The organism is Spirosoma liriopis (assembly GCF_023196085.1).
GTDB classification, from domain to species: domain Bacteria; phylum Bacteroidota; class Bacteroidia; order Cytophagales; family Spirosomataceae; genus Spirosoma; species Spirosoma oryzicola.
In genome coordinates, this window is sequence record NZ_JALPRF010000007.1 from 141,997 (window position 1) to 168,366 (window position 26,370).

A 26,370-nucleotide genomic window follows, 5' to 3' on the forward strand; every position below is an offset into this window, starting at 1 on the left:
TCCTAGTTTTTTCGGAGCGGCTATCGACAACTTGTGACCCTAAACAAACTACTTTCTAGGAAGGACAGATGCGATTGCAGATTCAGATGCTGTTCTTTAGCTTGTCTGAGTTTCCACTCGAAATTCGAAATAATTATATGTGATTATCAACATTTTACTCATAAGTCCCATTTTGGGACTTATGAGTAAAATGTTGATAATCACATTATTGATGTTAGGAAATGCTTCTAGTTGTTATATGACTGTTTTTAGTTGAGAAGCTTTTTCAATCAGTTGTTCGATTCGTTTACGAGTCAGTACCTTTTCCTGTATTAGTTCTCTCATCAGTTCATTTAACTCCGATTCCGTTTTTTCTCTTAGCTGCTTTTTATCAGGTAGAACAGAACTAGATTTTTCCGATCCGACGACAATCTGTTTTAGTGCATCGATACTGTGAATCGGTTGATCCAGTTGTATTTTGCTTAACTTTTGAAGTTGAGCTTTCTCTACTTTAACTAATCCTGTGAGAATAGACTGCTTAAGTTCAGGGGTCAGTTGTTCTACACCAGCTGCATATTCCGCATCTCGTAAGATGGTGTTACGGCCAACATTATACTCAATAGCAAGCTTTTCGGCTGTAGATTCAACCTTCTCCGAAGTTATAGTCTTGTTAGCAACTTTTGATTGAAGGGATTCATCGACTTTATTGAATTCGCTTCGCCGATCGTATTTTCCTTTTTCCGTTTTTTCATTAAGGTATCGCAGCCCTCTAAAATAAGTGATTTGTTGCGGAGTTAAATTACGGCGACCCAACTGTAGATCGATCATAAAATCCTTTACAGACTTTAAATCAGTAAAATCCATTAGCTGGATATTAAAGCTAATGTTTCGAGATTTACAAATCTGATAGCGGTTGTGGCCGTCGACTAATACATAGAGAGAATGGTTTGGATTTGGCGAATCTGGATAAACCTGCTGCTGAGTTGTTTCCCAAAGGATTAACGAGTCTCGGCAACCATTAGCAGCAATATTTAATTCCAATTGCTTATACTCGTCTGGGGTTGGCGCGGGTATCCAGCCCCGTAGTTCATCGAGAATAGCTATTTGTTGCTTGATATGTTCTGTACTACTAAAGGCATTGCTCAGGGTCGTTTTGACGTTCTTATGAATAGCGGATTGTAGGTTCAGCTTTGCCATGAGGTAGTTTATTTAACAATCTGTAAGTAGTCAATGTATTCATCACAGAAATCAGCATAGTTCTTGGCCGCATCCGATTGACTAGCAAACGAATTGATCGGCATTTGCATAATTTGAGATTTCTGAAAGTCAACGAGGTGTTTAATCTGTGTCTTAAATATCTGACAGGGTACCGATTGTCGTACGCTCTCTTTAATACCCTCATGCACCGAATTTTTCTTTACCATCGTAAAGACAATGCCGTCAACCACAAGTTCTGCATTAAGATTTTCTTTCACTTCCATAAATCGTCTCAACAGGGAGTCGACTCCTTTCACAGCAGAAATTTCGGGCAGCAAAGTGATTAGACAACTATGAGCGGCATTCATGGCTGATGTGGTTAGTTTACCCAGTGAGGGCGGACAGTCGATAAGTACATAATCATAGTTTGGTAGGATAGGCTTGAGCTTGTTTTTCAGCCTTAGATCTCCCCCTACTTTCAGGATGAGTTGTACTTCTGTATCCGCTAACTCTATATCTGAAGGCGATAGGCTTAGATTCTCGGAGATTGGTACAATGGGTAGGGGAGAATCTGAAAGTAACGCATGAGCAACTTGCTGCTCAGGGTTTTCAACGCCAAGTATCTGACTCAGGTTACCCTGAGGGTCCAAATCAATCAATAGAACTCGAAATCCTCTGTTAGCCAGAGCTGAACCTAGGGAAGAAGTGGTCGTTGTTTTACCAACGCCCCCTTTGTGGTTGATCACCGCAATAACTCGAGCCTTTGTGTATAGGCTTTCTAAATATCCATACTTAATCAAAACAGGCTCTAGTTTAGCCAAATGATTAGCATTCAAAGATCGTGTACCAGCTAAGGTCTGAGCAATAGTACCCTTGGGTAAACCAGCTTCCTTTTCAAGTACAGAGATAGTTAAAGCGGGATTATGTTTTAGAAAAAGCTGGACACTGTGTTGAGTTAACATAGTGATACGTTATGTATAGATTTTATTACAAAAGAAGGGCAAATGAGTCGAAGATGCAATATAGTTTTTACTTCTGATAAGATTCTCATTTATTTAATAAATGCTCATGCTAGTGTTATTATAATTACAACAATAAATAAAAATTGGAATATCTATACTGATACTGGTTTCTTTCACAAGCGTCAGGCAAAGCTAATTTTCCTTGTTGTTATGTTGCGCTTTATCTTATTTCTATTCTGGATTCAGGTGGTAAGGGGGAGCGGTACATGGCTGATGTGTGTATAACTGATAACCTAACCGCTACTCGATTGTCTGATGCGGCTGAAGTAAAAAGTCTATTCTAACGGCGCTCACCGGTGGCTCCCGCAAGCAACCAACCCGCGCGGTGCTGAGCGGAGGTAATTATGGCAGCAAGAAAGTCATTGCCTGAATGATCCCGGCTGTCGTACATGAAGATCAGGCGATCAAGGACGGCCAGCAGGTTTTCCCGAAGCAATAACAGCCGATGTCTATGAATACCATTCTGTACGCCATTTGTCAGTTGTCTAATGATCTCTGCTCCGGCTTATGTTATAGTTAGTAGTCTGTAACTGGGTGGCCGATTGATGCAGTCAGGTAAACGGTCAACTCCGCTCCTCAGCCATTCAGGGTGCTCAGTTACCGGGTATATGTGGCCTGGCCAATACCGTCATTAGCTCGGCCCGAATGGCCGCTTCGCAAAACGTTCGCCAGTCTACTATTCGGGCGTGGGCAGGCTATAACTTTTTCTTAGAAGCACAATAAACCCTATGAAAGGCATTACCCTACCGATCTACCTGGTACTGGCCTTGTCCCCGGCGCTGGCTCAACTCGCTTTTGTGTTGCCAATGACCAGTTTCAGTGCTCGGCACTCAATCCAGGGATTTAACAATAAGAACGCATATATCATATTTCTCTACGAAATTCGCTACGTAAATCTAGCAAGTATAGAGATCGCTGGAGAAGCCATTTAGAAAAGCGGCAGATGTACTTCGCTTAAAGGCGATTTTGCAAAAAAACGCTTATATATACTAACTCGACGGTGGTAACTGCCGATGTCCGTCTGTTTAGCTTTATAATCAGCTAAGATCATACTGACACATTGATGTACGGTCTGCTCGATGGCGATGTGTCAAAGTTGACGCTCGGTTAGCAGAAAATTTGAACCAACAAGGTGGAATCGTTGTGCATCTGTATCGGAAGATCTGGTACATTGGCTACAATGAATCTGCACCTGAAGAATACTCTCTATAAAAACGATGTGATGTACCCGGTGGTGGCGCTTGTCACAGAGTCAGGGAGGGTATTATTTACCTAGATAGTAAATAATACCCTCCCGTTAGTTGAAGAGTGCAATAATTCGTTGTACTTGCACGGCTTGAAACTGTTTACCTCGACGCGTACGAAAGCCATTCTCGTTCAGTGTTGCGGCAATGGCACTCCAGCTCTCACCGGCCCCACGCAGTGACCGGGCGAAGGCAGCGGCTCGTCGATTGTTTTCGTGCTCGCGGGCATTCTGCTGCCGGATAGCTAACCCTTTTTGAGTAGCCTCCGAAATGAGATTTTCAGGTTTGCCCAACTGGAAGCCAGCCCGTTTCTTTTCGGTCAATGCTTTGCGGGTCCGATTCCCAATGACTTCCCGTTCGTGCTGAGCCATAGTAGCCATTACCCCGATGGTGAGCGTATTGGCTTCGGGCATATCAGCACAAACAAACTCGACACCCGAATCGCGAAGGGTAAAAATAAAGGCTACATTACGCGTTAGCCGGTCAAGCTTAGCAATCAGCAGGACTCCCCTCTTCTCTTTGCAATATGCTATAGCCTTAAGTAGTTCAGGTCGATTATTTTTTTTTGCCTGATTCAATATCCGTGAATTCAGCCACAATCTCACCTCTATTATAAATATAGGAACTGACGGAGGTGTGTTGAGCCGATAAGCCCAGACCACTAGCCCCCTGTCGTTGAGTCGATACTCGAAAGTACGCAACGTACTGTTTGTATCCAAAATGATGTTCCACGGCACAAAAGATAAATTCTTAAGGAAGATAGAATGTATTTTACATTTTCTGAACATCCCGTTCAAGCCTTGTAAAGTAAATAAGAAATCCTATTTTTGATCAGCCAGAGCGAAGTAGGTAAAGTAAACAAGGTATGATTTATCATGAAGTTCAGTTTCTTACTCCCGTCCAGGGGGAGTGGATCACTCTCAAAGAATTTGATGACTCGACCGGGGCACTTTTGCCCGTGTCCGACTCTGCCGAGCAACTAAGCCTGGAAGAAGCCCAAACCAGACTCATGGAGCTTTCCAAGAAATACTCCTTTCTCACCTTTCGGATTAACAAAGTAATTCTGTGAGCGAATGACCGAGAAACTAATCCCGGCCCTAGCCACCACAGGCCCCACCCAATACGTCGCCTACTACCGCGTATCTACAAAAGCAGAAGGGGATTCAGGGTTGGGATTGGAAGCCCAACGCACGGCTGCGGCCGGATTTATCAAGGGGGTTATCCTGGCAGAGTATACCGAGGTTGAGTCGGGTAAAAACAACCAGCGCGGTCAACTGGCAGCAGCCATTGAGCGCACAAAGAAAGAGGGGGCTATTCTGGCCATTGCCAAACTGGATCGCCTGAGCCGCAATGCCTCCTTTATCTTTGCGCTACGGGATTCGGGGGTTAACTTCCAGTGCGTCGATATGCCCGATGCCAACACCTTAACCATTGGTATTTTTGCCTCACTGGCTCAACATGACCGGGAATTAATCAGCGCGCGCACTCGAGCGGCTCTAGCCGCTAAGATTGCCCAGGGAGCAAAACTAGGTAAGCTGGAGAATTTGACCGCACAGGGTCAGCAGAAGGGTGGGGAGACTACCCGACGTAACGCGCTAGCCAACCCGGCCAACCGGCGGGCCTTATCCGTTGCCGACATGATGTACAAGGGTGGCAAGAATTATGCTCAAATTGCCGACCACCTCAACCAGACCGGCTTTCAAACGGTACGGGGTTGTGCTTTTCAGGCCACTCAGGTCATGCGCTTACTGAAGCGACAACAGCAGAGGAAATAGGGCTGTATTCCTGCTTTATGTAAACTCGGTTGTTCCACAAACGAAACTAAATCTACATTTTCCTACGTCATGGTATGGAATACGGTAAGCCACGACATCTAGAAAGGATAGTCCTTCTCTTTTTGACCAAGATGTATGTGCCAACAGTGCTTTAGGAGTACCTGGTATACATTTAAAAGACCGCGGTTCCAAAACCTGCTGGACACACTTCGAACCCTGACGGTTTTTTTACTACTCGGGCCATCAACTGGGGTATTCGCCCAGACTCAGCCTGTGCCAAACCAAGCCTGGCTCACAGCGTATGATGAATGCCAGGACTATGGTGAAGTCTATGTAGTCAAAAAGATTACGAGGTCGTGTCATTCCTACCAAACCTTTCTCACGGATAAGAACGGGCGTAAACTAACTCCCGCTTACCGCGACATTGGCGAATTTGAAGAAGGGCTCGCCGAGTTTGTGCCTATGCAGCTGAGTCCGCAAGGACAGAGTGTACACTGATTTATCAATAAACAGGGGAGGGTCATCATCGAGCCTAAGTACATCGCTACCGTAATGGCAAAACGTGGGTCATTTATCCGGCTGGCTCTCATTACGGGCTTTCCTACATTGATCAGACTGGAAAAGAGCTGTACAAGATTCCTATTCAGCACTATTCAAAAGACTATCTAATTAATGAATCGACGTTCGATTTTACGTGTAACCACGACACTAAAGAAGATGTGCTGTGGTGGCGAAAGGGCGAATACTTTACTCTTAACTTCAATTTTACTCCCTTTGTCACCCTGCAGATTCAGCAATCCAAACACGTCACGCCGTTTAAATACCAAGGTAAATTCGGCATTATTGACAGCAATTTGATGCTGAAAGTTCCAGTGGCGCTCGATGCCATTGATGTCGACTACACCTATTCAGGCCAAGGCCTGCAACGGGTGCAATATGGGAGTATGTACGGGTACGTGAGTCCTTTAACCGGGGAACTGATTGTTTCCTTCGACTATACCGATACCCGCAAGCCAACCAACGGCTTGTTTTGGGTCAAAAAGAAGGGTAAATGGGGCTGTATTGACAAAACGGGCAAGCTGCGCATCACCCATTTATACGATGAAGCGACCGGCTTTACAGCCGAAGATCGGTCAGCAGTGACCATTCATGGCAAGTTCGGCCATATCGATAAGTCGGGTCAGGTGCGCACGCCGTTGACCTATGATTTTGCCTCGTATTTTCAGCATGGCCTCTCGATGGTTCGCATGGAGGACAAATACGGCTTTATCGATACGAGTGGTCGAATGATTATTCCGCTCATCTACGACGAAGCGTTCCCCTTTGACCAGGTAACGACGATCGTTGAGCGCTAATGGCTTCGGTATGAACTTTTCCTAGATGGCAGGGAGAAATTCATGGGCTTCTCTTATAAGCTGGATGCAGTGTTGATTATTCTTGGATTACTACTCTTTATCTGGCTCAATAGTTTGTTTCGAAGGGTAATTAGCCAGTTCAGGCCCCTGCGCTAGAAGTGCTCGAACTGGTTTTAACTTTAGTAAGGCTCAAGCGTATCAATAACCTTGCTTGAAGGTTTCTCTAATAAATGGCAAACTAGGAAAGGGTACTATCCATCATTTTATAAACGTGCGTTGTGAAAATATCATAAAACAAATAAATTTAATGTTAACCGATATTGGTTACTAATTCACTAGTTCAAGGGGAAGGTCCTTAGTCAGGCCACTTCTCTATACCCGCAGCAATCCGTAGGGTTCGTTGAACGTCTTCCCAATAATAGCCACTGTCATAGCCCGTCGACAAGCTCCAGGTGGCCGGTGCCATCACAAATACTTAAAAAAATCAGTAGCGTCTTCAATATGCTGCTTTTGGATCGGTAGGGGATCAGGCTGGGAGGGAGGTTGATCAGATATAGGTTCTATATCCATAAAGGTAGCAGTAGGCCAATGAAAAAGCCCCAACGAGTTTAGTGCTGGGGCTGAAGAAGCATAACAGATATATAACGGCCGTTACCGCGTTTTATTGTTCAGCATGCAACAGAAGAGATTCTATTTTGCACTTTTTTTGCTAAGCTTTATAAACGGTCAGCCGTCAAAAAAGTCATTAAGGAAATGAGGGGAATAGTCCACACCGGCGGCCCGGTCACAAACTCAAGGGTATGCTAGAAAAAGATACGTTGATTCGAGAGACGGCAATCACTCCGGCGACCCAGTTGAGACTTCTGAAGCTAAAAAGAATCAGTGTGCAACAAGGCCAGTATATAATCACTGTGAAATGGGCGTTATTTGAAACACTGCTTCCCTATACTATTTAGCAAAACGTCAACACAGACCTCGCCCTCTGTCATACAGCTGTAAGACAAGCCTTGTTTTTGTCTTCCATTCTGTAGTACTTAACTTCCAATAATTAGAGCATATCTGTACAGATCCTCATTAAGAAAAATTAGAACAAACAAGTCTTGGTATGCTGCTTAAATGGGTAAAAATTCTGCTTCTCCTCACCCTGGCCTCACTATCAATCAGCTTTATGCTCCTTCGCCTGAAGGTGACCTCAGCGGGCTTTGGTTTAGTCGTCAACTTTGGGCTCATGTTCTGGTTCACAACTAGAGAATCACTGCTTAAACCAACCCTGAACGCCACCTACTTTGATGCCTACCCTTTCGAAAATAAAGGAACGTTCTATCGACGACTAGGGGTCGAGTGGTACCGAGCCATCTTATTGAAAAGCGGATGGGAAAAAATTAGACAAAAGCAGACACCACTTAAAAAAGGGCTGACTGCTTTTGAGGCTTACGAACGAGCCACTCGCGTGGCCGAAGTAGGCCATTTAGTAGTTGGCAGCGTTGTCTTGTTGCTAATAGGGTACGTGCTACTGGCTTATTCACTTCAGTATGCTCGCTGGTTGATTCTATCGAATCTGCTTTTAAATGCTCATCCTATCTTATTGCAACGCTACACTCGTCCCAGATTACAGCGGATGCTGGTAAAATTTAGGTCCTTAGAGACCAGCAGCGTTTATAATTAGTTGGTCTAGGTCTACACGATGCCCCTTATACAACAAGCAGTATAGAGAAGATTTGATAACTCGTAAGACACATCCTGGAGAAACATGGTTTTTATCACTCAACTTATTTACGTCAAGGAAGGAGAGGAAGCGGTTTTTCATCAATTTGAGGATATAGCTATTCCAATCATTTCAAAATACAATGGACAGCTTTTATTGAGGATACGACCTAGTGAAAGCGCAATTATTGAGCACACGATCGATCAACCCTACGAGATCCATTTCGTTGAATTCGAAAGCGAGAATGACTTTACCAATTTTATGCATGATGAAGAGCGCAACCGGTTCTTGCATCTAAAAGAGCAATCCATAAAATCCACTATTTTGGTAAAAGGAACAAGGCTTTAGAGCCACTGCTTTTTTTAATCTCTTAATCTAAATCTGGTGGGGTTTCAAGGATTGGTGTTAGGCTAACAGCTGACGGCTGCATACTGGTTAGCTGTGACTGGGGGCGAAGCGGTTAAGGAGCAACCACTAGATCTCGTCGTTGCTCCGTCATAGTGTCCTTCTTTAAGGGGGCTACTTTTCTAGACGCTCTTAGTCCACCAATGGGGGGCAGATACCGGGCCGCCCGGAGCCGATTGGCTAACCACTTTGTCTCGGTGCGCCCCTTATTATACCGCTCAATCACCAACGCAGCGATGGGTGCCGCCACATCCCCCCCCCAACCGGCGTTTTCCACAAAAACGGCTACGGCAATGGTTGGAGCGTTCATAGGAGCAAAGCCCACAAAGATGGAATGATCAAACTGGTGACCGTATTTCGTATTTTGCGACGTACCCGTTTTGCCACAAATGTCGAGCCCAGCCAAATTGGCCGACTTAGCGCTACCACTCACAACAGTCCGGCGCATTCCATCGATGACCGGCAGGTAATAGCGATGGTCAACGCCGGTAGCATGGTGCTTTCGGTATTGTTCAGGCAGTTGCGCACCCATCGTTTCGAAGCCTTTGAGGTAGTGAGGGGTTATATACCAACCCCGATTGGCAATAGTCGCGGCTAAGTTGGCCAGCTTCAGGGGCGTAATCAGCAACTCCCCCTCGCCAATACTCAGCGAGGATATATACGAAAACTTCCAGCGATTTTTACCTTTGTAAAGCCGGTCATAATAAGGCACGTCGGGTAGGTTACCCCGTCGCTCGCTGGGTAGGTCGACACCCAATTGTTGACCAATGCCAAATTGTTCGACCCGTTCGTGCCATTTGGCTAAACCAACGGCTGAGGCTTTAAACGTGTTCGTTTCATGGTTGTTATATAACATCCGCCGAAACACCTGATAGAAGTAAGGATTACAGGAATTGCCGATAGCACCCCGTAAATCGTTACCCCCCCGACAGTGACAGCGCATCGGCGAACCAGCGTGGCCGTACACTGTATGGGGTGTCAAGGTGCCCTCCTGCTGGGCCACTAGGGCCTGAATGAGCTTAAACGTGGAGCCAGGCCGGTAACTAGCCATAATTGGCCGGTTAATCAGTGGTTTGTAGCGATTTTTAAGCAAAGATCCGTACTGGTTACTAAAGTTGCTGGCTGAAAGCAGGTTTGGATCGAAGGTTGGGGCTGATACCGACGCCAGAATCTCACCCGTAGCGGGCTCAATAGCGACAATAGCTCCCACTTTATTGATCATCAGGCTGTCGGCGAAGCGCTGTAAATCGGAATCAATACTGATCAGAAGGTTTTTGCCTTTCACCGCTAGGGTATCGTAGGCGCCCCCTTTCCACGATCCTTTGTTAACCCCATGCACATCCTGCATCATGAATTTGACGCCCCGCCGGCCCCGTAAGTGTTCTTCATAATAACTTTCCAATCCACTCTGTCCGATGTAATCGCCCGGCCGATAATAGGGGTAATCCTGTGCATCGAGCTTATCGCGACTGATTTCGCTGACATAGCCCAGCGTGTTAGCCAGCGTGTGGCCGGGATAGATTCGAACCGAGTTGATCTGGGCATGAAACCCCCTATAGTCAACTAACGCATCCTGGATGCGGGCAAACTCTTGCTTCGATAGTCGCCGTTTGAAGAGTGATGGTTTAACCATCGAATAAGACTTTGCCAACCCCATCAGGCTGTCAAAGTCTGCTTTAGACAGCTTCATCAAGGTACAGAAGGCGGTCGTATCCGCCATGATTACTCTTTTAGGCGTAACGTACAGATCGTAAACGGGTGTATTATCGACGAGTAGTTTATGGTTTCGATCGTAAATCTGTCCCCGGTAGGGGGTCTCGATGACCCGATTGATTGAGTTTTTGGAAGCCCCGAGTGAGTAGGTATCGTCGAGTACCTGTATATAGAATAAACGGGCTAAATAAATCAGGGCAACGAGACAAAAAACACCAATAACAACCCACTTACGATTTTCCTCCACGGCAATGCCTGCTTGCTTAGTTTATTGATTAACTCAACAAAGTTAATACAATAACTGTATGCTGCTGTTGCGATGGCTTTGATCCACAAATAGATGCCGACCCTATCGGATTTTACTTGCATTACCTAGTGGCCTTACTAGGTATAACCAAGGTATTCGTTGGTCACCTAGGCAACAGCCTTTCTGCTATTGTTCATTTTCGAGGCTGTATAGAATTGGTAGATACTCTTTGGTTTGCCACTTACAAGCGCGTTTACTGGTTGGTGGTTAATCAGGTGAGAGAGGGTCATATAAATTACTTGACGGGTAGTAAGGTTATTATTTGGCTGGTATCACCCCGACAAAACCACAGGTACACCTACTATGTAGACCCAGGTACTACCGTTCATTGAATAATACATGAATTAGATAAGCAGTTTGGCGTAGCCGATCGGCTAGCGAATGAAGAGAGTAGTGTTAACGAGTAAGGATAGAAACTGATCGGCACAACTGAATCACTTGGGGTTATTAAACCGTATGCAACAGATTGAATCGGCCAAGAATTCAAACAACACCCCATTTTAATGGATCGTTTTATGAGATGATTGTTACTACTAATTATTAACGCCTATCAGTAAAATAGCCCTTTAAGTTACGTTTTAGAATTAGTTAATCAACTGCGTGTCAACTTGATGCTCTTTATCCGCTTGAACGACGATGTAAATACCATGTACTGAAACTAGCCAAAAGCCTCCGATAGGTATCAACAGAACCCCAATTAAACAAACGCCAGCTAATAAGTAGCCAAATGATTTAGGTAATCGAATATCATTGTTACGCAATGCCCAAGCCATTGGATAGCCCAGGATTATCATGATCAAACCCGCAAAAACAAACCAGAAAGCGAATCCTCGGTCTAAGTGCCGATCAATGCCGTTAAATAAGCCAGCCGAATATGTAGTTACCAAGTGAAGACTGAATAGAAGGATACCTGGGAGAGTATGAAGTAATCCCGTGGCAACTAAAAAAGACCGATATTTTTATAAAGCATGGTCATTATGTATTGTAGAAGCAATGAGACTTTTGCAAAAGTTAGGTCACTTATACACCCAAGATAGAAGTATGAATCAAAGCGAATACATACCTACTTTACTACAACATAGCAAAGCATCCTATAGTGAGATTCACCTCTTATTGAATAAGACGCAATTTTTGCAAAGCGAACTTCACAACTTTGTGTTAAACAATGTAGAGAAGATAATAATATTAATTGATGAATATCTATTTGATCCAGCTTACCAATCACCAAATGATGTTAAACGACTTGGTCTCCTTAAAGGCCTTCTTTACTGGTAAACCGTTTATCTTATACTCAAGTCCGAAAATTTGTGATGACTACGTCTTTGCTGATCTACTCCTTAATTAGCTTATGTATTATTCGCTGATCATCTAATAGGACTTCTAATGCATAAGCTCCAGCCAATAGTGACGATACACTTAACAACTGTTCATTGTTTCCAGCAACGGGATTACCGTATGCTACTGAAATAGGTCTACAAAGGGGAACAAAACGGCTTGTCAGTTTGCAATGACACATTACCAAACCGAACCCGCTTGTAAGGATACCATTTTAACCGCTGAAGACCAACTTGCCGGTGAGCTTGGTTTGGAGTCTGGTAATTCAGTGACGCATGGGGGCGCAGTGAATTATAAGTCCGAATAGCCTGTCCAACGGCCGTCTCGGCCAAGCTAAAATTGACAAAGCCCTGCAGTCGGAAGTCGTATTTCAATGTACGGAAAACCCGCTCGGCCAAGGCATTTTCATTGGGGTCACCTGATTCGGTCATACTGATAGTAATAGCCGCTTTTCGAAGTCGAGCTATGTAAGCCCCTGAACAATATTGAACACCCCGATCCGAATGGTGGATGAGTGGTTTGTCGCTATTTCCTCGTTCGGTCAATGCCATTTCTAGAGCGGCTAGCGGTCCTTTTGCTTCTAATGTTTTGTGCACTGACCAACCCACGATTTTGCGCGAGTAAGCGTCCAAAATAACAGATACGTAGGCAAAGCTAGTGCCCGCTCGAACGTAGCTTAGATCACTTACCGCACCGGCGGCCCGGCCACAACTGGTTGGCAGCCGTTGGTTTGAGATCTTTAACCCGATTAGGATACGTCCTCAAGCCATGTTCAGAGTCAGGCGTTCGTACGTATGCGCGCTTCTTAACTAATAATAATCCGTTGCTCTTTAGCAGGTTGTGTAACTTGTCGCGTCCTAACTTGATCTGATGATTAGTCAAGAACGCTGCCATCATCTCGTGAAGCTTAGTCGTGCCTAGACCAGGTACCTGCCGCCGTAACCGCATCACCTCAGCCAGCACCAAGCTAGTCTGAAAACCCACTTTTTGCTGCCGCCGGGTAGCCGCATACCCGGCGTATCGAGTCAATCCAAACAGTCCACACAGCTGCTCCATGCCCACCAGGGGATAGCCCGGGCCGCCGGTGCGGACGAGTCAGTTGGTCGACGGTTTGGCACCAGACTTTTTTAGGATCTTGATCTGAAGTTGTTCTTCGGCAATTTGAATGGCCGTTTCGAAGGCTTCAGCTTTAAGTTTGAGGTGCTGATTTTCGGCTTCGGTGGCGCTCAATCGGCGCTCAAGGGCTTTGATATAGGCCTCCTGATTGTGCTTTTTCATACGCTTGAAATACCGGTAAGGGTACAGAAAAGGAGCTAGTCGATGCTTGTAATACCGCAGCGGCGGACCGTCAGCGATTGAGCTGGCGCAATTCCCGGAGCGGAATATGCAGGTACTGTTGAATATCGGCCGGCTGAGCAATTTCGGCTCGGTAGACCGATACGACGCGTCGCTTAAAATGGAGCGATTTTCTAGTTTTCTTATTTCGTTGTAATACGCTAATATACATTGGCTTACTGATTTAGTGTTGACTAAATTCAGTAGCATACGTACTGTTACATAAGTGATTTTACGTTAACTAAACGCTGACACTCAAATGAACTACTTCACTATCCTAAGCTTATTTAATAAATTTATTCCGCACAAACTCAACTTATGAAGACGGCTTTAATGCTCATTGTCCTACTATGTATTGCAACCGTTAGTTGTCAGCAATCGGACTCTATCCCTCCCAAAGAGGATGTAGAAGCACTTTATCAACGGTTTCATGGTAAATATAAAGTTGTTAGTTCGACCAGTAGTGAGCCGCTAGATGTCAATTTAGATGGCGCTTCGTCCACGAACTTACTCCAGGAGATCCTAGAGCTTAATAATTACGGGGCTTTTTTGGAGTTACGGGTCAAATCGGTTTATGGATCCGTGTTCTTGTTTTCTCAGTTTTGGCCTGAGCAATACATTAACACCTATTCAGGGTCTACTCAATGGAATGGGAGGGATACGCTCAGTTATAATCCCACCCACTTAGTCAATTATGCGAATCAAGCGGGTCCGTACCGGTTCTCCTTTATTGATGATCTAAGCCAGATCGTGGTGACAGCTGTTGGCGAATCAGACTCCATTCGGTGGGTCAAGCCTGAGTCCGTCTTCATTGAGGCTAATGACCGACTTCGCGTGATCAACAAACGACGTATTTACACTCGACAAGGCGTGAAAGAAGTAACAATTACCACCCTTTACGAGCGGTTTACCATAGTCACTTAACGTACCCTAATACTCTCTTTTCACTCCCACTATCCAAGGGACAATCCAGCCCAATCTCACGGTCTGTATAGGGCAGATGATCTAGGAATAGTTCATTAACATAAGAACTCTTACCCAAGTAGACTTGAAAAAATACAATAGATAAGACGACGGGAATGACTTCTGCTTATCAAGTTACGCCTTTTATTTATTCCCAAAAAAGGCTTGTAGATGAGATATGTACAATTTTTGTCTACAAACAGGGTGCTCAAACCGAACTGTAAATGCCACAGATAGTTCTCTTTAAGTACCGCAAAACAGATGCAACCGCTGGTGCGACTTACTCAGCTAATCGCTACCCCCATGTACCATCGCATTGTCGAAACGATTGTCCACCACAATTTTGAGCGCTTAAGCCAGGGCGACTATGAATCCATGCTCAAGGGCATGTCCCCCCTCGATTACCCATACCTTCAGCGGCCAGCATGCCCTGGGGGGAACCCGTCATAGTGTTCCTGCCATGCGGCAATGGTCTGCTCGCTTGTTTCGGCTTTTTCCCGGGCTCAATTTTGTGATTCGTAGTATAACTGTTAGCGGGTGGCCCTGGCTGACGACTATCGCCGTGGAATGGACCGACCGAGCTACCCCCGCCGACGGATCAAGCTATGTCAATGAGGGGATACACCTAATCAAAATGCGTTGGGGCAAGGTGGTGTATTTGCGGGCCAATTTGGATACGGCCGTTCTGATAGCTACCTGTGAGGGTCTGGCCACTTATAGCCTCAGCGAAGCGATAGCCGCTCCCATCGAAGACTAGTCGGGTTAATCTCTTTGTCAAAATACCTTCACTCCTAAGACTACAGGGATTGGCGTATCCTTGAAACGGTCGTGTCGATAACTGTCTGGCGACCTTATTTAGAAGCCCAATAGGCTAGGCGACGCCAGTGGCTGTAGGCTATAACGACTAATTCATCATCTTAGTCCGGTGAGCCTGCCCCCAATGCGCCAGCGCGTCCAGTACGGGCTGGAGCGTACGTCCATACTCCGTGAGCTCGTATTCTACAGTAATAGGCCTAGTGGCTATGATTGACCGTTTGACCAAGCCATTTACTTCCAGTTCTTGCAACTCTTTTGACAGCATTTTAGAGCCGATTCCTGCCACTACCCGTTGCAGTTCCATATAGCGCTTGTTGCTAAAGGCCAGGCTGCCGATAATCTTTATTTTCCACTTCCCCCCTAAAATGTCCTGCGCATCCTGGATAGCCCGTAGATACGGCTTGCAATCCGAAGAAGTTTCTTCCCCGTGCGTGCGTTTTGCCATCGTTTGTCTGAAGCCACTTCCTTCCAGGATACCACTTCCCTTTGGGAAACTACTGTACAAAGTAAAGCGATAGATATGAACTTTGCCACTCAAACAAATTAATAATAAAGCGTATATGAGTAAGCTACTAACGCTTAGCCCCGATGAAACGGGTACCACGCCCACCCCCGTTCTCTCCTTTTATCCGATTGTTCTCTCCGCACCAGAACGGGGACACGATCTAACCTTGCGGGTATCAGCCCCACTGACGGGTAGTCACCTTCCTCTTATCTTGTTTGCTCATGGCTTCGGTTCATCCGCAAACGGGTACGAACCCTTAGTCAACTACTGGGCTGCTCACGGCTTTGTGGTCGTTCAGCCGACCTTTCTTGATTCCAGAACGCTCAGCTCGGATCCTAAAGCGTCTCATGGCGAAGCGGTGAAAGCCTATCTAAGTGATCCTCGAAAAGAGGCCATGTGGCGCTATCGCGTAGCGGATATGAAACAGATCCTTGGCCAGCTGGCGTTGATTGAAGAGGCCTTTCCAGGCTTGAAGGGACGCCTTGACCTAACCCGGATTGCAGCCGTTGGTCATTCGTTCGGGGCTCAAACAGTCGGTGTGCTGTTGGGTACTCGAGTTATTGAGGGAGATGGTCGCTTGGGCGCTGACTTGTCTGATTCCCGCATTAAAGTGGGGGTCCTACTGAGTGCAGGTGGTCAGGGTGGAGAGGACCTAAGTCTGTTCGGGGCCGAACACTTCCCCCATCTAAACCAGAGTTATGCGCACCTGACTACGCCTACTCTGGTAGTAGCCGGCGACCAGGACTACTCCCCCCTGACTCAACGAGGGCCCGATTGGTTCACCGATTCGTATCACTTAAGTCCAGGGGCAAACGGGCTAGTTAGTTTATTTGGGGCCGAACATATGTTAGGCGGGATCAGCGGGTATCTAGTGACTGAGACCACAGATGAGAGTCCTGAGCGGGTAGCCATGGTCCAACGGCTTACTTGGGCTTATCTGCGGAGCGCTCTTTATCCAAGCGATCCTGCCTGGTCTATGGCGGTTCACCACCTGTTGGAGGGGGCTCATCCGCTCGGTCGAGTCGAAGTTAAATAGCGTATAGGGCTTGTTGATGCAGCGTTATTGGCCTTTGTGGTCCGGGGACTTCGCGTGAGCAAATAGGCCTGATGGAAACAAAGCAACAAACATCCCTGTCTAAATTAACTCTCTTTACTTTGCCAAAAGAAAATTCATATAGCTGCATCTTAAAGAAGGCCTTTCTGTTAAGCAGAAACCGTAGGCAAGCATTCAGTGAACTAGTCTCTACGGTCGTTCAGATCACTGAATTAGCTTCTGTACGCCACCCTCGTCATTCCGCTGGACTCCTACGCTTTGTTGGGGGGCGGTCCCACTATCTCTGCGAGCCCACTAGTATTCCAACTAGGCCTAGGTATTTATCACTAAATATTTAGTAGCTTCGTCATAACCAGTAGAAACGGTCTTCTTCTGACTATCTGTCCGATGGACATCAGACTGTTGCTGCGATTCAGAGCTTTGGAACCGACAAACGAATGGATACTTCGAATGAACGTGAGTTATGGCAGCAGTTTCAGGCTGGTAATGAACAAGCTTTTTCGACTATCTATTCAACGTATTTCTCCACCTTGTATCAATATGGCTATCATATTGTTCAGGATGAAGAATTGATAAAGGATTGCATTCAAACCTTGTTTATTGAAATTTGGCGAAGCCGCCGAAATCTGGCGACTGATGTACCTATTAAATTCTACCTACTTAAAGCAATGCGTCGGCACGTGTACCGGGCCGTTCGCAGGCAAGCCCCTTTTATATCCGTTGCAGCCCTTGATGAAACTAACCCGGTTAAACAATCTGTCTCTCATGAATTCGAATTGATCGTGCAGGAAACAAACCAGCAGCGACAGGCTCAGTTGCAGCAAGCGATCAACCAACTAACGAACCGTCAGAGAGAGGCAATCACATTGCTCTATACCAACGAGCTGTCCTATGCTGAAATAGCCGAGATCATGACGCTCAAAACACGAAGTGTCTATAATCTGGTCCATGAAGCGCTGGAAAAACTACGCAGGCAACTAAACCCATCCCACTTTACCTGGCTAGTACCCGTCTTATGTTGTCTACTCGATCACGTTCGAAGTAGCCTAGAGACTGGACCGTAATTTATTTTAAAAAATTCTTTCTAAAAAACCGGTAAAACCAACGTAAAGCTGCCATTGCCCTTCTGAAACTAGAAACGTTAGGCTGTCGTCCACGGATTACGGCGAGCAGGCATGCATCAATACGATCATTTTACGGCGGAAGAGCTGGCGGCCCATCCTGATTTTATTAATTGGGTAAAACACCCCGAATCCGCAAACGCGGCTGTTTGGAAAGTCTGGCTGAACCAGCACCCTCATAAAGCCGACGACGTTCGACTGGCCCGGCAGTTGGTAACGATGTGGCAGCTTTCGCCCACTGCCCCACCGGCTGACGCACAGGCAACGGTCTGGGCCGCTATTCAGGCCCGTAAAGACAAGCCAGACCTCCCCTACACGATTCGTCATTGTCGTCCAGTACCCTCCCCAAGACGTCGGCTGGGTATTGTGCTGAGTAGCCTTTTGGTACTGGTATTGGGCCTCATCATTTACCGAATGAATACGGGCATAGTTGAATACAGTGGATTTGCAGAGGCTCCCCGGTCGATAAAGCTACCCGATGGGTCGACAGTCGTATTGAATACGGATGCTTCAATACGGTTTTCCCAACAGTGGGCGGCTGACGAGCCACGGACGGTATGGCTGACGGGCAAGGCGCAGTTCTCGGTTACCCATCAGCCGAACAACCAACAATTCGTCGTAAAGACGCCCAATCAGCTACAGGTCGAAGTGCTAGGAACCGTTTTTTCCGTCAATGAACAGGCTCGGCAAACACGCATCGTCCTCAATAGCGGACGCGTACGCCTGCACGTAGCCAGCCAGTCGACGCCCATCAACATGGTACCCGGCGAACTGATTGATGTACCTGCGAGTACAAAACAGCCGATCGTTCGTCGGCGAGTCGAACCAGCCGTATACAGCGCCTGGACGACACGACAGTTTATTTTCGATAATACCACACTGGGCGAAATGGCCGATCTACTCATCCAAGATCTCGGCTACCGGATTGATTTTGCTGATTCTACATTACGGAATCTCCGAATGACTATCCATCTACCCACCCGTGATCCCGACATATTGCTGGCCGCTATCGCCGAGGCCAATGACCTTACTGTATCTACTCTCTCCCCAAAACACGTCCGAATCACACCGAAACGTTAAACTGGGACATTGACTCCTGATAACCGACTTACCAATAAAAATCCCCCGACTACCCGTTACATGATGAACGATTTACCCACTTACCGAACCATTGCGACTGGACTGCTGCTTACATTGCTAAGCTGTCAGTTGCTAAACGCGCAACCGGCTGCCTCTCTCCAGTTGGCGACGACTCGGCAGAGTCAGTCCGTTCGCCGTCCCAAAACCGTTTGGTCAACCCGCGAGGCCCTCGCCGAACTGGAACGACGCTACGGTGTAACGATTGGCTACGCAGCTACCACTCTCGATAACCGACCCATACCGTCGGACGACTGGATGCAGGCAGCCGACCTGAAAGCCGCCTTAAGCCGCCTGTTGACGTCCCAAAACCTGACGGTAAAACAGGTCAAAAAAGGCGTATTCATTGTAAAATCGGTCAAGCAGGCAGAACTTAAAACACCATCTTCCGCATTAACCCCAACCGGCTTTCAATCGCAGCTTTCCAACGCAGGGCAGACCCTGGCTGTAACGATACGGGGCCGGGTGACGGGCGAGGATGGACAGGCAATTCCGGGTGTCAGCATTCTACTGAAAGGTACAAACACCGGTACCGTTACTAACACTGACGGCGACTATTCGTTGACCGTTCCTGACGCAAACGGCACGCTGGTCTTTTCGTTTATCGGCTATAGTACCCAGGAAGTACCCGTCAGCAATCGTGCAACGATCAACGTAACGCTAAAAAACGACGTGCAGCAGTTGGGTGAAGTGGTAGTCGTTGGGTATGGTACGCAGGAAAAGAAAGACGTGACCGGGGCCATCTCGGCTGTGAAAGGGGCCGACATTCAGAACCTACCTTCGGGTGGTGCGCAGCAGGCTCTACAGGGTCGAGCAGCGGGTGTCAACGTCGTCCGGAACGGTGGTGCGCCGGGTAATGCGGGCTCTATTCGTATTCGGGGTCTAGGTACGGTCAATAACGCCGACCCGCTGATCGTCATCGACGGGGTGCCAGCCGGTAGCATGAACGACGTCAACCCCAACGACATTGAGAGTATCGACGTATTAAAAGATGCATCGGCCTCCGCGATTTACGGAACGCGGGCGGCTAACGGCGTTGTCCTGATCACAACAAAACGGGGCCGGTTCGACGATAAACTTCGGTTCAGCGTCAACGGCTACACGGGCGTTTCGAACCGTATCAAAACACTACCCGTACTCGACGCGCCCACGCTGGCCGCCATCAAGCGAGAAGCCTACACCAACGACGGTCTGACGGTTCCATCGATCTGGCAGGATGCGCAATACCAGACCCAGCAAACCAACTGGCAGGACCAGATACTTCGGCAGGGGACTACGCAAAATCTGGACGTGGCGCTACGCGGGGGTGGTAAATATTCATCGTTTGCCATTTCGGGGGGTTATTATAACGAAACGGGTATCATCGGCAACTCGTATTACAAACGCTACACGTTCCGCATCAACTCGGATCATAAAATCACCGAGCGGCTCAAAATCGGGCAGAATCTCCAGTTTACCAATACGCACGACAACGCACCCAACACGCTCTCGGCGCAGGACGGACTGCTGTGGAGCGCGATCCGGTTTCACCCCGGTCTGCCGGTGATGAACGCCGATGGCACCTATAGCACCACACAGGGGAAAGGCGCGTTCGGCGACATCAACAACCCGCAGTACACCATTGACACGCAGGATAAAGACAACGCTCGCAACCGGTTGCTGGGAAGCGTAACGGGTGAGTTTGAGATCGTGAAAGGACTCAAAGCCCGCGCCAACCTGGCTCTCGATGCAACGTTCACCAACACGCGCGAATTTGGCGTCAAAATCACCGATCAATACCGCACTAACCAGTATAACCAGCTGACACTCACGAATGATAAGTACTGGGCCTTTTTACAGGAATACTTCCTGTCGTACGACAAATCGTTCGGTCAGCATACGATTGGACTGGTGGGCGGCTACACCTCGCAGACCTTCAACGACCTGTATTCGGGAACGCGGGGCCGCGAATTTGCCAGCGAAGATGCCGATCTTCGGTACATGCGTTATGCCAGTTCGATTGTCGCCATTGGCAATGGACAGGACGGAGGCCGCAGCTACGATGCCCTACAATCGGTATTTGGCCGGGGCACTTACGCCTACAAAGATCGCTACCTGCTAACGGCTACGTTCCGCGCCGATGGTTCATCGAAGTTTGCACCAGGTAACAAGTGGGGTTACTTCCCCGCCTTCTCGCTCGGCTGGCGTATCTCCGACGAACTGTTTTTCAAGAGCGCCCTGTCGACCATTAGCAACCTGAAACTGACCGGCGGATGGGGTCAGTTAGGAAACCAGAACGTCAGCTCGTTACAATACCTGGCGCTCATTAATTCAAACTACCGCTACTCGTTCGGCGATCAGAATACGTCGGGTTCTGCACAGGGACGGTTGGCCAATGCCAACATCGGCTGGGAAACGGCTGAGATGAGCAACTTTGGGCTCGAAGCAGGCTTCCTGCAAAACCGTTTGCGAGCGTCGGTCAACTACTTTATCAAGAATACGAAGAACATGCTGCTATCGCCCCCCTCACTGGGTACACTGGGCCGGGCCACCATTCCCGATCAGAACGTAGGGCAGCTACGCAACCAGGGATTGGAGCTGGAACTAAGCTATCAACAGAAAGTCGGCAACCTGACCCTGTCGGTTAGCGGTAACGCGACGTTCATCAAGAACCGGATCACCAAACTGCTGACTCCCGGCAGCTTCCTCGGATCGCAGACCTACGGCCGCACCGATCAGGAAATTACCCGCAGCTACGAGGGCTATGCGTACGGCACGTTCTACGGCTGGCGTACCAATGGCCTCTATCAGACGCAGGGCGAGATCGACGCTGACCCGGCCCTGGCCAACGACCCACGCCGGACACAGGGGCTAATTCGTCCCGGCGATGTACGCTTCCAGGATTTGAACGGCGACGGCGTGATCGACAACAACGACCGCACAATCCTAGGCAGTCCACAACCGAAAGTCGCCTACGGTCTGAATACGGGACTAAACTACAAGGGCTTCGACCTGACCCTTTTCTTCCTCGGACAGGGTGGCGTCGACATTTACAACGCCGACCGGATGCAGGGACTCGACGCCAGTTACTCGTTTAACCTCTACGCCGAGGAAACGAACCGCTGGACCGGCCAGAACACGAGCAATAGCGTACCGCGCGTCAGCATCACCAACTCGAACCGCAACTTCCGCACCTCCGACCTGTTCATCGAGCGGGGGGACTTCCTACGTCTGAAAAACCTGACCCTCGGTTATACACTACCTAAAACGCTGATGAACCGGTTTGGTCTGTCGCAGGCGCGTATTTACGTGACGGGCCAGAACGTGTTTACGTTCACGAAGTATGCTGGCCTGAACCCCGAATTGGGCTTTGCTGATGGCGACCGGTCGCAGGGGCAGTACGCACAACAAAACGTCGATTACGCGCAGTATCCACAAGCTCGCACCTTCACGCTGGGTGCGACACTGGCTTTTTAAACCCACCGAATTCTGTCTGTAACGACACTTACAAAAGCTTTTTCTCCAATGAAACATATAAACACATTGGCTAGTCTACTGCTCATATTGAGCCTCACGGGCTGCCAGAAAAATTTGCTCGAATCGACGCCCTACGGCCTGACAGCGTCGAACAAATTCTGGCGCAATGGTGACGATGTCGTATCGGCGACCAACGCAATTTACGCGCCCTTGCTCGACGAAGACGGTTTCGCGCACACCGAATACACCTTCGATAACTGCTCCGATGACATGAACCGGGCAGGCGATCACCCCGACGAAACGTCGCTTGAACTGTTCACCTTCGATCCGACCAATACCCACATCCTGAACACCTGGTCGACCAAATATGAAGTGATTTCCCGCGCTAACGCTGTGCTGATCAACGCACCGAAGGTGACGATGGACGAGAGCATCCGCAATCGTAGCCTGGGCGAAGCGTACTTCCTGCGTGGCTTCGTGTACTGGCGGCTGGCGGTTATCTACGGTGAAGTACCTATCCTGCTCGAAGCCGATGTACTGGCCGGTAATTTCAACAAAGCTAAATCGTCACTAGCTGAAGTGCAGGCACAGGCAGAATCGGACTTCCTGAAAGCGGCCAGTCTGCTTCCGGTGTCGTACGGTGGCAGCGACGTAGGCCGGGCCACGCAGGGAGCCGCCAACGGTTTTCTGACCAAGCTATATGTGTACCAGTCGCAGTGGGCCAAAGCCATTGCCAGTGGTAACAAAGTGATTGGTAACACGGCCTATCAGCTGGCTCCTAGCTTCGACCAGAACTTTCAGCTTGATACGGAAAACAACTCTGAAATCCTGTTCTCGTTGCAATACAAATCGGGTTGGACGACTGATGACTCGCCGGCTTACTATCATACAGTGGGCTCATGGGGTGGCTGGGGTTTTCACGAACCCATCGCCGACCTCGTCAACGAGTTTGAAACGGGTGACCCACGCCGGGTTTATACCGTGTTGGTCGATGGAGATAAAGTCGATCGGAAAGCGAACGGTATCAGCACGTTTACGCCCGACCTGACCCGTGTGACGGGACATGCGTTCCGTAAATACACCGGTTTCACCGACGCCGGCGACATGGATCAGGGACTCAACGCCCCCTGGCTTCGGACGTCGGACGTCTATCTGCTGGTCGCCGAAGCTAAAATTCGGTCTGGACAAAGTGGCGATACCGAGCTGAATACCGTACGGAAGCGGGTGGGTCTGAAAGCGAAAACGGGTGCGACCATGACCGACATCATGCACGAGCGTCGGGTCGAACTGGCGGGTGAAAACGAACGGCATCAGGACCTCATGCGCTGGGATAAAGCGGGCCTGATCGACATTGTGTCGCATTATAAAAAAGACCGGGGTCCATACAAACCCGGCCGTACGTTCGTCAAGCCCAAGCACTATTATTTTCCCCTGCCCCAGCGCGAAATCGACCTGAGCAACGGGGTGCTGAAGCAGAACCAGTACTATGTGAATTAACAGGCTAGTGGTGTCAGGCCGGGCTAGTGGTCCCGCTCTGACACCATTTAAACCTTATCCAAAGTCTGTAAATGCCCTACTTATTCTTACTTGTTACCCTACTGCTGATGGGCTGTCAATCAAAGCTCCGCGTAACTGAGGCTGACCTGAAAGGAGCCTGGAAGACCGATTCCATCTACCGCTATGCCAACGGGTTTACGGAACGAAAAGCCGTACAAAACGATGCCGACAACATTATCTACGACTATGACGGTACGGGCACGATGACCATGCGGAAGGAAGCTGAAGCGCGACCTGTCCGCTACCGGGTCATCAACGGCGATTCGTTGCAGTACGTCGGCAAGACTGGTACTGTATTAAGCAGCTTTCGTATTCTGGCGTTCTCACGCGGCAAATTAGTCCTTCGCAAAATGCAGGAACCGCTGTTCTCGGGCAAGAACCAGCTCGTTTACGAAATTCGCCGATTTTCGCTTGCTAGGCAATCGGGCAAATAATAACGTCGGGTTGGTACAAGTCAGACTGGCATTTCATTTCTCGTCACATTCTAGCCAGCAACTCGTGGCGATGGGAAAACTGTGTTCATCAGTCAGACAATCAATGACAAAGCCGTTTATTTATTTTTTTCGATAAGTATCTGTATGCAGTTAAAACACATTTTAGCTCGACTAAAAACGCACTTTGGAGTAGGCGCAATAGCCTGCGTTTCGATGGCGACCACTGCCATTGCCCAACCACCGCCGACTCCCGTTGGACCAGTGCCCAACGCCAGACAAATTGAATGGTACCACCGAGAAATGATCGCTTTCTTTCATTTCGGAATGAATACGTTTGCCGAGGTTAATGAAGGCGACGGTACGGCGAGCCCGCACCTATTTAATCCTACGGCGTTAAACTGTAATCAGTGGACAAGCGTACTGAAGAGCGCCGGTATTTCGACTGCCATCTTCGTGGCCAAGCATGCTGACGGCTTTTGCAACTGGCCTACCGCCCATACAAATTATTCGGTAAAAAATAGCCCCTGGAAAGATGGTAAGGGTGATGTTGTACGCGAGTTTGCCAATGCTTGCCAGGACTCGGGTATAAAAGCAGGCATCTATCTGGGGCCCCACGACCGCCATGATTCACGGTACGGCACACCTGATTACAGCACTTATTACGCCAGTCAATTATCAGAGTTACTGCGCAACTATGGTCCTGTCTGGGAAATATGGTGGGATGGTGCCGGTGCTGATCAAATCACGTCTTCTTTTTATGATCGCTGGGCGGATACGGTCCGCACACTGCAACCCAACTGTGTTGTTTTTGGCACTAAAAACTCATACCGCTATGCCGACTGCCGCTGGATGGGTAACGAATCCGGCTTATCCGGCGATCCATGCTGGTCCACAATCAACCCAGTTTCGATTCGAGAAGAAGAATCGCATATTGCTCAGTTAAACCATGGTGAGGTGAATGGTACCGCTTACGTACCAGCCGAGGTTGATGTGTCGATTCGTCCCAGTTGGTTTTATCACAAGGAAGAGGATACGCAGGTAAAAAGTGTGGCTGATTTATGGAATCTTTATTTCAACTCAGTTGGTCATAACAGCGTACTGTTATTGAATTTTCCACCTGATAAACGTGGGCTGATTTCGGCCATCGATTCGGCAAGGGCAGCTGGATTACAACAGTTAATTAAGGCTACCTTCAAAACCAATCTAGCAACTGGTGCCGTCGTTAAATCACTCCATCCACGGGGGGGTGATTATAAACCGACTAATATGATCGATGACAACGAGCGTACTTATTACGCAACGAATGATAAAGCTGTTACGGACACAATAACGTTTAATCTGGGCCAAAAGAAAACATTTGACGTATTGATGTTGCAGGAGGTTATTGAACTGGGTCACCGTACCACGGGTTGGTCGGTGGATTATTCATCGGATGGAAAAAAATGGGTAGCTATCCCGGAGGCAACCAACAAACAATCCATTGGTTACAAGTGGTTGGTCAAGTTCAAGCCCGTAACGGCATCAAGCGTTAGGTTGCGAGTTGATTCTGGCAAGGCTAGTTTAGCCATTCATACATTTGGTATATATAAACAGCCGTAATGGCCATGACGATTTGTTGAATTATGCTTTAGATTAGCAGCTTACAGCAGACCGGCTTTGCAGCAATGACCGTCATCAATGCGCCCATCTGTGCGCTTATCAATGGCGAAGTTTGATCAATCAAACTCCGCCGTAAAATCACATACCGTTTTCAAGACTAGTTAGCAAGTCGAAGAAGTAAAAACTTTATTTTTCATCACATTAAAAGCGTGCGTTACCTATTCTCAGTAAACGCTGCTTTGAGTGGAGGCAGAATATCCATATATTTTTCTTTACTTTGTTACCACAAAAAACGCTCTGGCTGGTGGCCAGAGCGTTTTTTGTATCCTATCGTTGAAGCCTGTTAATACTAGCTC

General features: G+C 48.0%; 25 protein-coding genes and 2 pseudogenes. 17 read left to right on the forward strand and 10 right to left on the reverse strand.

Annotation, left to right across the window (positions count from 1 at the left end; all coding sequences use genetic code 11):
• Positions 1–234: 234 nt before the first annotated feature.
• Positions 235–1,176 carry a ParB N-terminal domain-containing protein gene (locus M0L20_RS25800; protein ID WP_248480040.1) on the reverse strand — a complete coding sequence of 314 codons (942 nt, stop codon included), beginning with the start codon at positions 1,174–1,176 and terminating at the stop codon, positions 235–237.
• A gap of 8 nt (positions 1,177–1,184) precedes the next feature.
• Positions 1,185–2,138, reverse strand: coding sequence for a ParA family protein (locus M0L20_RS25805; protein WP_248480042.1), 954 nt, complete (start codon positions 2,136–2,138; stop codon positions 1,185–1,187).
• Positions 2,139–2,926: 788 nt separating this feature from the next.
• Here M0L20_RS25805 and M0L20_RS25810 point away from each other — a divergent pair.
• Positions 2,927–3,130: a hypothetical protein gene (locus M0L20_RS25810; RefSeq protein WP_248480044.1), complete on the forward strand. Its 204-nt coding sequence runs from the start codon at positions 2,927–2,929 to the stop codon at positions 3,128–3,130.
• A gap of 365 nt (positions 3,131–3,495) precedes the next feature.
• Here the strand turns inward: M0L20_RS25810 and M0L20_RS25815 are convergent.
• A pseudogene (locus M0L20_RS25815) lies at positions 3,496–4,174 on the reverse strand (recombinase family protein).
• 133 nt (positions 4,175–4,307) lie between these two features.
• Between M0L20_RS25815 and M0L20_RS25820 the strand changes: the two are divergent.
• The 6 genes from M0L20_RS25820 to M0L20_RS25845 all read left to right on the forward strand — a co-directional run bounded on the left by M0L20_RS25820 (position 4,308) and on the right by M0L20_RS25845 (position 8,625).
• A complete protein-coding gene (locus tag M0L20_RS25820) occupies positions 4,308–4,511 on the forward strand; it encodes a hypothetical protein (protein ID WP_248480045.1) in 204 nt (67 codons plus the stop codon).
• 4 nt (positions 4,512–4,515) lie between these two features.
• Positions 4,516–5,217, forward strand: a complete 702-nt coding sequence (locus M0L20_RS25825) for a recombinase family protein (RefSeq protein ID WP_248480047.1) — start codon at positions 4,516–4,518, stop codon at positions 5,215–5,217.
• A 273-nt stretch (positions 5,218–5,490) separates the two neighbouring features.
• Positions 5,491–5,715, forward strand: coding sequence for a hypothetical protein (locus tag M0L20_RS25830; RefSeq protein ID WP_248480049.1), 225 nt, complete (start codon positions 5,491–5,493; stop codon positions 5,713–5,715).
• 359 nt (positions 5,716–6,074) lie between these two features.
• The gene (locus M0L20_RS25835; protein ID WP_248480051.1) at positions 6,075–6,572 is read left to right on the forward strand and encodes a WG repeat-containing protein; all 498 of its coding nucleotides are present in this window, start codon (positions 6,075–6,077) and stop codon (positions 6,570–6,572) included.
• A 1,105-nt stretch (positions 6,573–7,677) separates the two neighbouring features.
• A complete protein-coding gene (locus M0L20_RS25840; RefSeq protein WP_248480053.1) occupies positions 7,678–8,238 on the forward strand; it encodes a glycosyl-4,4'-diaponeurosporenoate acyltransferase CrtO family protein in 561 nt (186 codons plus the stop codon).
• Positions 8,239–8,322: 84 nt separating this feature from the next.
• Entirely contained in the window at positions 8,323–8,625 is a 303-nt protein-coding gene (locus M0L20_RS25845; protein ID WP_232564141.1) for a DUF1330 domain-containing protein, read from the forward strand.
• 112 nt (positions 8,626–8,737) lie between these two features.
• Here the strand turns inward: M0L20_RS25845 and M0L20_RS25850 are convergent, their stop codons facing one another.
• The 6 genes and pseudogenes from M0L20_RS25850 to M0L20_RS25875 form a co-directional block, all read right to left on the reverse strand.
• Positions 8,738–10,642 (reverse strand): peptidoglycan D,D-transpeptidase FtsI family protein, encoded by a 1,905-nt coding sequence (locus tag M0L20_RS25850; protein ID WP_248480055.1) that lies wholly within the window; start codon positions 10,640–10,642, stop codon positions 8,738–8,740.
• 644 nt (positions 10,643–11,286) lie between these two features.
• A pseudogene (locus M0L20_RS25855) lies at positions 11,287–11,643 on the reverse strand (DUF6463 family protein); the annotation flags it as partial.
• A 531-nt stretch (positions 11,644–12,174) separates the two neighbouring features.
• Positions 12,175–12,669: an integrase core domain-containing protein gene (locus tag M0L20_RS25860; RefSeq protein WP_248480056.1), complete on the reverse strand. Its 495-nt coding sequence runs from the start codon at positions 12,667–12,669 to the stop codon at positions 12,175–12,177.
• Between the two features lie 49 nt (positions 12,670–12,718).
• Complete coding sequence (locus tag M0L20_RS25865; RefSeq protein WP_248480057.1) at positions 12,719–13,093, reverse strand: hypothetical protein; 375 nt, start codon at positions 13,091–13,093, stop codon at positions 12,719–12,721.
• 39 nt (positions 13,094–13,132) lie between these two features.
• A complete protein-coding gene (locus M0L20_RS25870) occupies positions 13,133–13,315 on the reverse strand; it encodes a hypothetical protein (protein ID WP_248480058.1) in 183 nt (60 codons plus the stop codon).
• Positions 13,316–13,385: 70 nt separating this feature from the next.
• Complete coding sequence (locus M0L20_RS25875; protein ID WP_248480059.1) at positions 13,386–13,544, reverse strand: hypothetical protein; 159 nt, start codon at positions 13,542–13,544, stop codon at positions 13,386–13,388.
• A gap of 146 nt (positions 13,545–13,690) precedes the next feature.
• On the opposite strand from M0L20_RS25875, the gene M0L20_RS25880 reads away from it, so the two are divergent.
• From M0L20_RS25880 to M0L20_RS25890, 3 genes are all read left to right on the forward strand, one after another.
• Positions 13,691–14,296: a hypothetical protein gene (locus M0L20_RS25880; RefSeq protein WP_248480060.1), complete on the forward strand. Its 606-nt coding sequence runs from the start codon at positions 13,691–13,693 to the stop codon at positions 14,294–14,296.
• A gap of 300 nt (positions 14,297–14,596) precedes the next feature.
• Positions 14,597–14,785, forward strand: coding sequence for a hypothetical protein (locus M0L20_RS25885; protein ID WP_248480115.1), 189 nt, complete (start codon positions 14,597–14,599; stop codon positions 14,783–14,785).
• 10 nt (positions 14,786–14,795) lie between these two features.
• A complete protein-coding gene (locus M0L20_RS25890; RefSeq protein ID WP_248480112.1) occupies positions 14,796–15,092 on the forward strand; it encodes a nuclear transport factor 2 family protein in 297 nt (98 codons plus the stop codon).
• 147 nt (positions 15,093–15,239) lie between these two features.
• Here M0L20_RS25890 and M0L20_RS25895 read toward each other — a convergent pair whose 3' ends face one another.
• Complete coding sequence (locus M0L20_RS25895; protein WP_248480061.1) at positions 15,240–15,656, reverse strand: winged helix-turn-helix transcriptional regulator; 417 nt, start codon at positions 15,654–15,656, stop codon at positions 15,240–15,242.
• 55 nt (positions 15,657–15,711) lie between these two features.
• Here M0L20_RS25895 and M0L20_RS25900 point away from each other — a divergent pair, with 55 nt between their 5' ends.
• The 7 genes from M0L20_RS25900 to M0L20_RS25930 all read left to right on the forward strand — a co-directional run bounded on the left by M0L20_RS25900 (position 15,712) and on the right by M0L20_RS25930 (position 26,014).
• Positions 15,712–16,692 (forward strand): alpha/beta hydrolase family protein, encoded by a 981-nt coding sequence (locus tag M0L20_RS25900; protein ID WP_248480063.1) that lies wholly within the window; start codon positions 15,712–15,714, stop codon positions 16,690–16,692.
• 455 nt (positions 16,693–17,147) lie between these two features.
• The gene (locus M0L20_RS25905; RefSeq protein WP_248480064.1) at positions 17,148–17,774 is read left to right on the forward strand and encodes an RNA polymerase sigma factor; all 627 of its coding nucleotides are present in this window, start codon (positions 17,148–17,150) and stop codon (positions 17,772–17,774) included.
• A gap of 111 nt (positions 17,775–17,885) precedes the next feature.
• Entirely contained in the window at positions 17,886–18,911 is a 1,026-nt protein-coding gene (locus M0L20_RS25910; protein WP_248480065.1) for a FecR family protein, read from the forward strand.
• 60 nt (positions 18,912–18,971) lie between these two features.
• On the forward strand, positions 18,972–22,424 hold the full coding sequence (locus tag M0L20_RS25915; RefSeq protein WP_248480067.1) for a SusC/RagA family TonB-linked outer membrane protein: 3,453 nt from the start codon (positions 18,972–18,974) through the stop codon (positions 22,422–22,424).
• A 48-nt stretch (positions 22,425–22,472) separates the two neighbouring features.
• A complete protein-coding gene (locus tag M0L20_RS25920) occupies positions 22,473–23,921 on the forward strand; it encodes a RagB/SusD family nutrient uptake outer membrane protein (RefSeq protein WP_248480068.1) in 1,449 nt (482 codons plus the stop codon).
• A gap of 71 nt (positions 23,922–23,992) precedes the next feature.
• Positions 23,993–24,415, forward strand: coding sequence for a hypothetical protein (locus M0L20_RS25925; RefSeq protein WP_248480069.1), 423 nt, complete (start codon positions 23,993–23,995; stop codon positions 24,413–24,415).
• 144 nt (positions 24,416–24,559) lie between these two features.
• Positions 24,560–26,014: an alpha-L-fucosidase gene (locus M0L20_RS25930; protein WP_248480070.1), complete on the forward strand. Its 1,455-nt coding sequence runs from the start codon at positions 24,560–24,562 to the stop codon at positions 26,012–26,014.
• The last annotated feature ends 356 nt before the right edge of the window (positions 26,015–26,370 follow it).

What these genes read in the sequence shown, in the direction of transcription:
- M0L20_RS25840 (WP_248480053.1), top strand. Translation starts at nt 7,678, where the DNA reads ATGCTGCTTAAATGGGTAAAAATTCTGCTTCTCCTCACCCTGGCCTCA.
- M0L20_RS25875 (WP_248480059.1), bottom strand. Translation starts at nt 13,544, where the DNA reads ATGTATATTAGCGTATTACAACGAAATAAGAAAACTAGAAAATCGCTC.
- M0L20_RS25810 (WP_248480044.1), top strand. Translation starts at nt 2,927, where the DNA reads ATGAAAGGCATTACCCTACCGATCTACCTGGTACTGGCCTTGTCCCCG.
- M0L20_RS25805 (WP_248480042.1), bottom strand. Translation starts at nt 2,138, where the DNA reads ATGTTAACTCAACACAGTGTCCAGCTTTTTCTAAAACATAATCCCGCT.
- M0L20_RS25915 (WP_248480067.1), top strand. Translation starts at nt 18,972, where the DNA reads ATGATGAACGATTTACCCACTTACCGAACCATTGCGACTGGACTGCTG.
- M0L20_RS25890 (WP_248480112.1), top strand. Translation starts at nt 14,796, where the DNA reads ATGCGGCAATGGTCTGCTCGCTTGTTTCGGCTTTTTCCCGGGCTCAAT.
- M0L20_RS25930 (WP_248480070.1), top strand. Translation starts at nt 24,560, where the DNA reads ATGCAGTTAAAACACATTTTAGCTCGACTAAAAACGCACTTTGGAGTA.
- M0L20_RS25800 (WP_248480040.1), bottom strand. Translation starts at nt 1,176, where the DNA reads ATGGCAAAGCTGAACCTACAATCCGCTATTCATAAGAACGTCAAAACG.
- M0L20_RS25925 (WP_248480069.1), top strand. Translation starts at nt 23,993, where the DNA reads ATGCCCTACTTATTCTTACTTGTTACCCTACTGCTGATGGGCTGTCAA.
- M0L20_RS25865 (WP_248480057.1), bottom strand. Translation starts at nt 13,093, where the DNA reads ATGGAGCAGCTGTGTGGACTGTTTGGATTGACTCGATACGCCGGGTAT.
- M0L20_RS25885 (WP_248480115.1), top strand. Translation starts at nt 14,597, where the DNA reads ATGCAACCGCTGGTGCGACTTACTCAGCTAATCGCTACCCCCATGTAC.
- M0L20_RS25920 (WP_248480068.1), top strand. Translation starts at nt 22,473, where the DNA reads ATGAAACATATAAACACATTGGCTAGTCTACTGCTCATATTGAGCCTC.
- M0L20_RS25900 (WP_248480063.1), top strand. Translation starts at nt 15,712, where the DNA reads ATGAGTAAGCTACTAACGCTTAGCCCCGATGAAACGGGTACCACGCCC.
- M0L20_RS25880 (WP_248480060.1), top strand. Translation starts at nt 13,691, where the DNA reads ATGAAGACGGCTTTAATGCTCATTGTCCTACTATGTATTGCAACCGTT.
- M0L20_RS25905 (WP_248480064.1), top strand. Translation starts at nt 17,148, where the DNA reads ATGGATACTTCGAATGAACGTGAGTTATGGCAGCAGTTTCAGGCTGGT.
- M0L20_RS25910 (WP_248480065.1), top strand. Translation starts at nt 17,886, where the DNA reads ATGCATCAATACGATCATTTTACGGCGGAAGAGCTGGCGGCCCATCCT.
- M0L20_RS25825 (WP_248480047.1), top strand. Translation starts at nt 4,516, where the DNA reads ATGACCGAGAAACTAATCCCGGCCCTAGCCACCACAGGCCCCACCCAA.
- M0L20_RS25820 (WP_248480045.1), top strand. Translation starts at nt 4,308, where the DNA reads ATGATTTATCATGAAGTTCAGTTTCTTACTCCCGTCCAGGGGGAGTGG.
- M0L20_RS25845 (WP_232564141.1), top strand. Translation starts at nt 8,323, where the DNA reads ATGGTTTTTATCACTCAACTTATTTACGTCAAGGAAGGAGAGGAAGCG.
- M0L20_RS25835 (WP_248480051.1), top strand. Translation starts at nt 6,075, where the DNA reads ATGCTGAAAGTTCCAGTGGCGCTCGATGCCATTGATGTCGACTACACC.
- M0L20_RS25870 (WP_248480058.1), bottom strand. Translation starts at nt 13,315, where the DNA reads ATGAAAAAGCACAATCAGGAGGCCTATATCAAAGCCCTTGAGCGCCGA.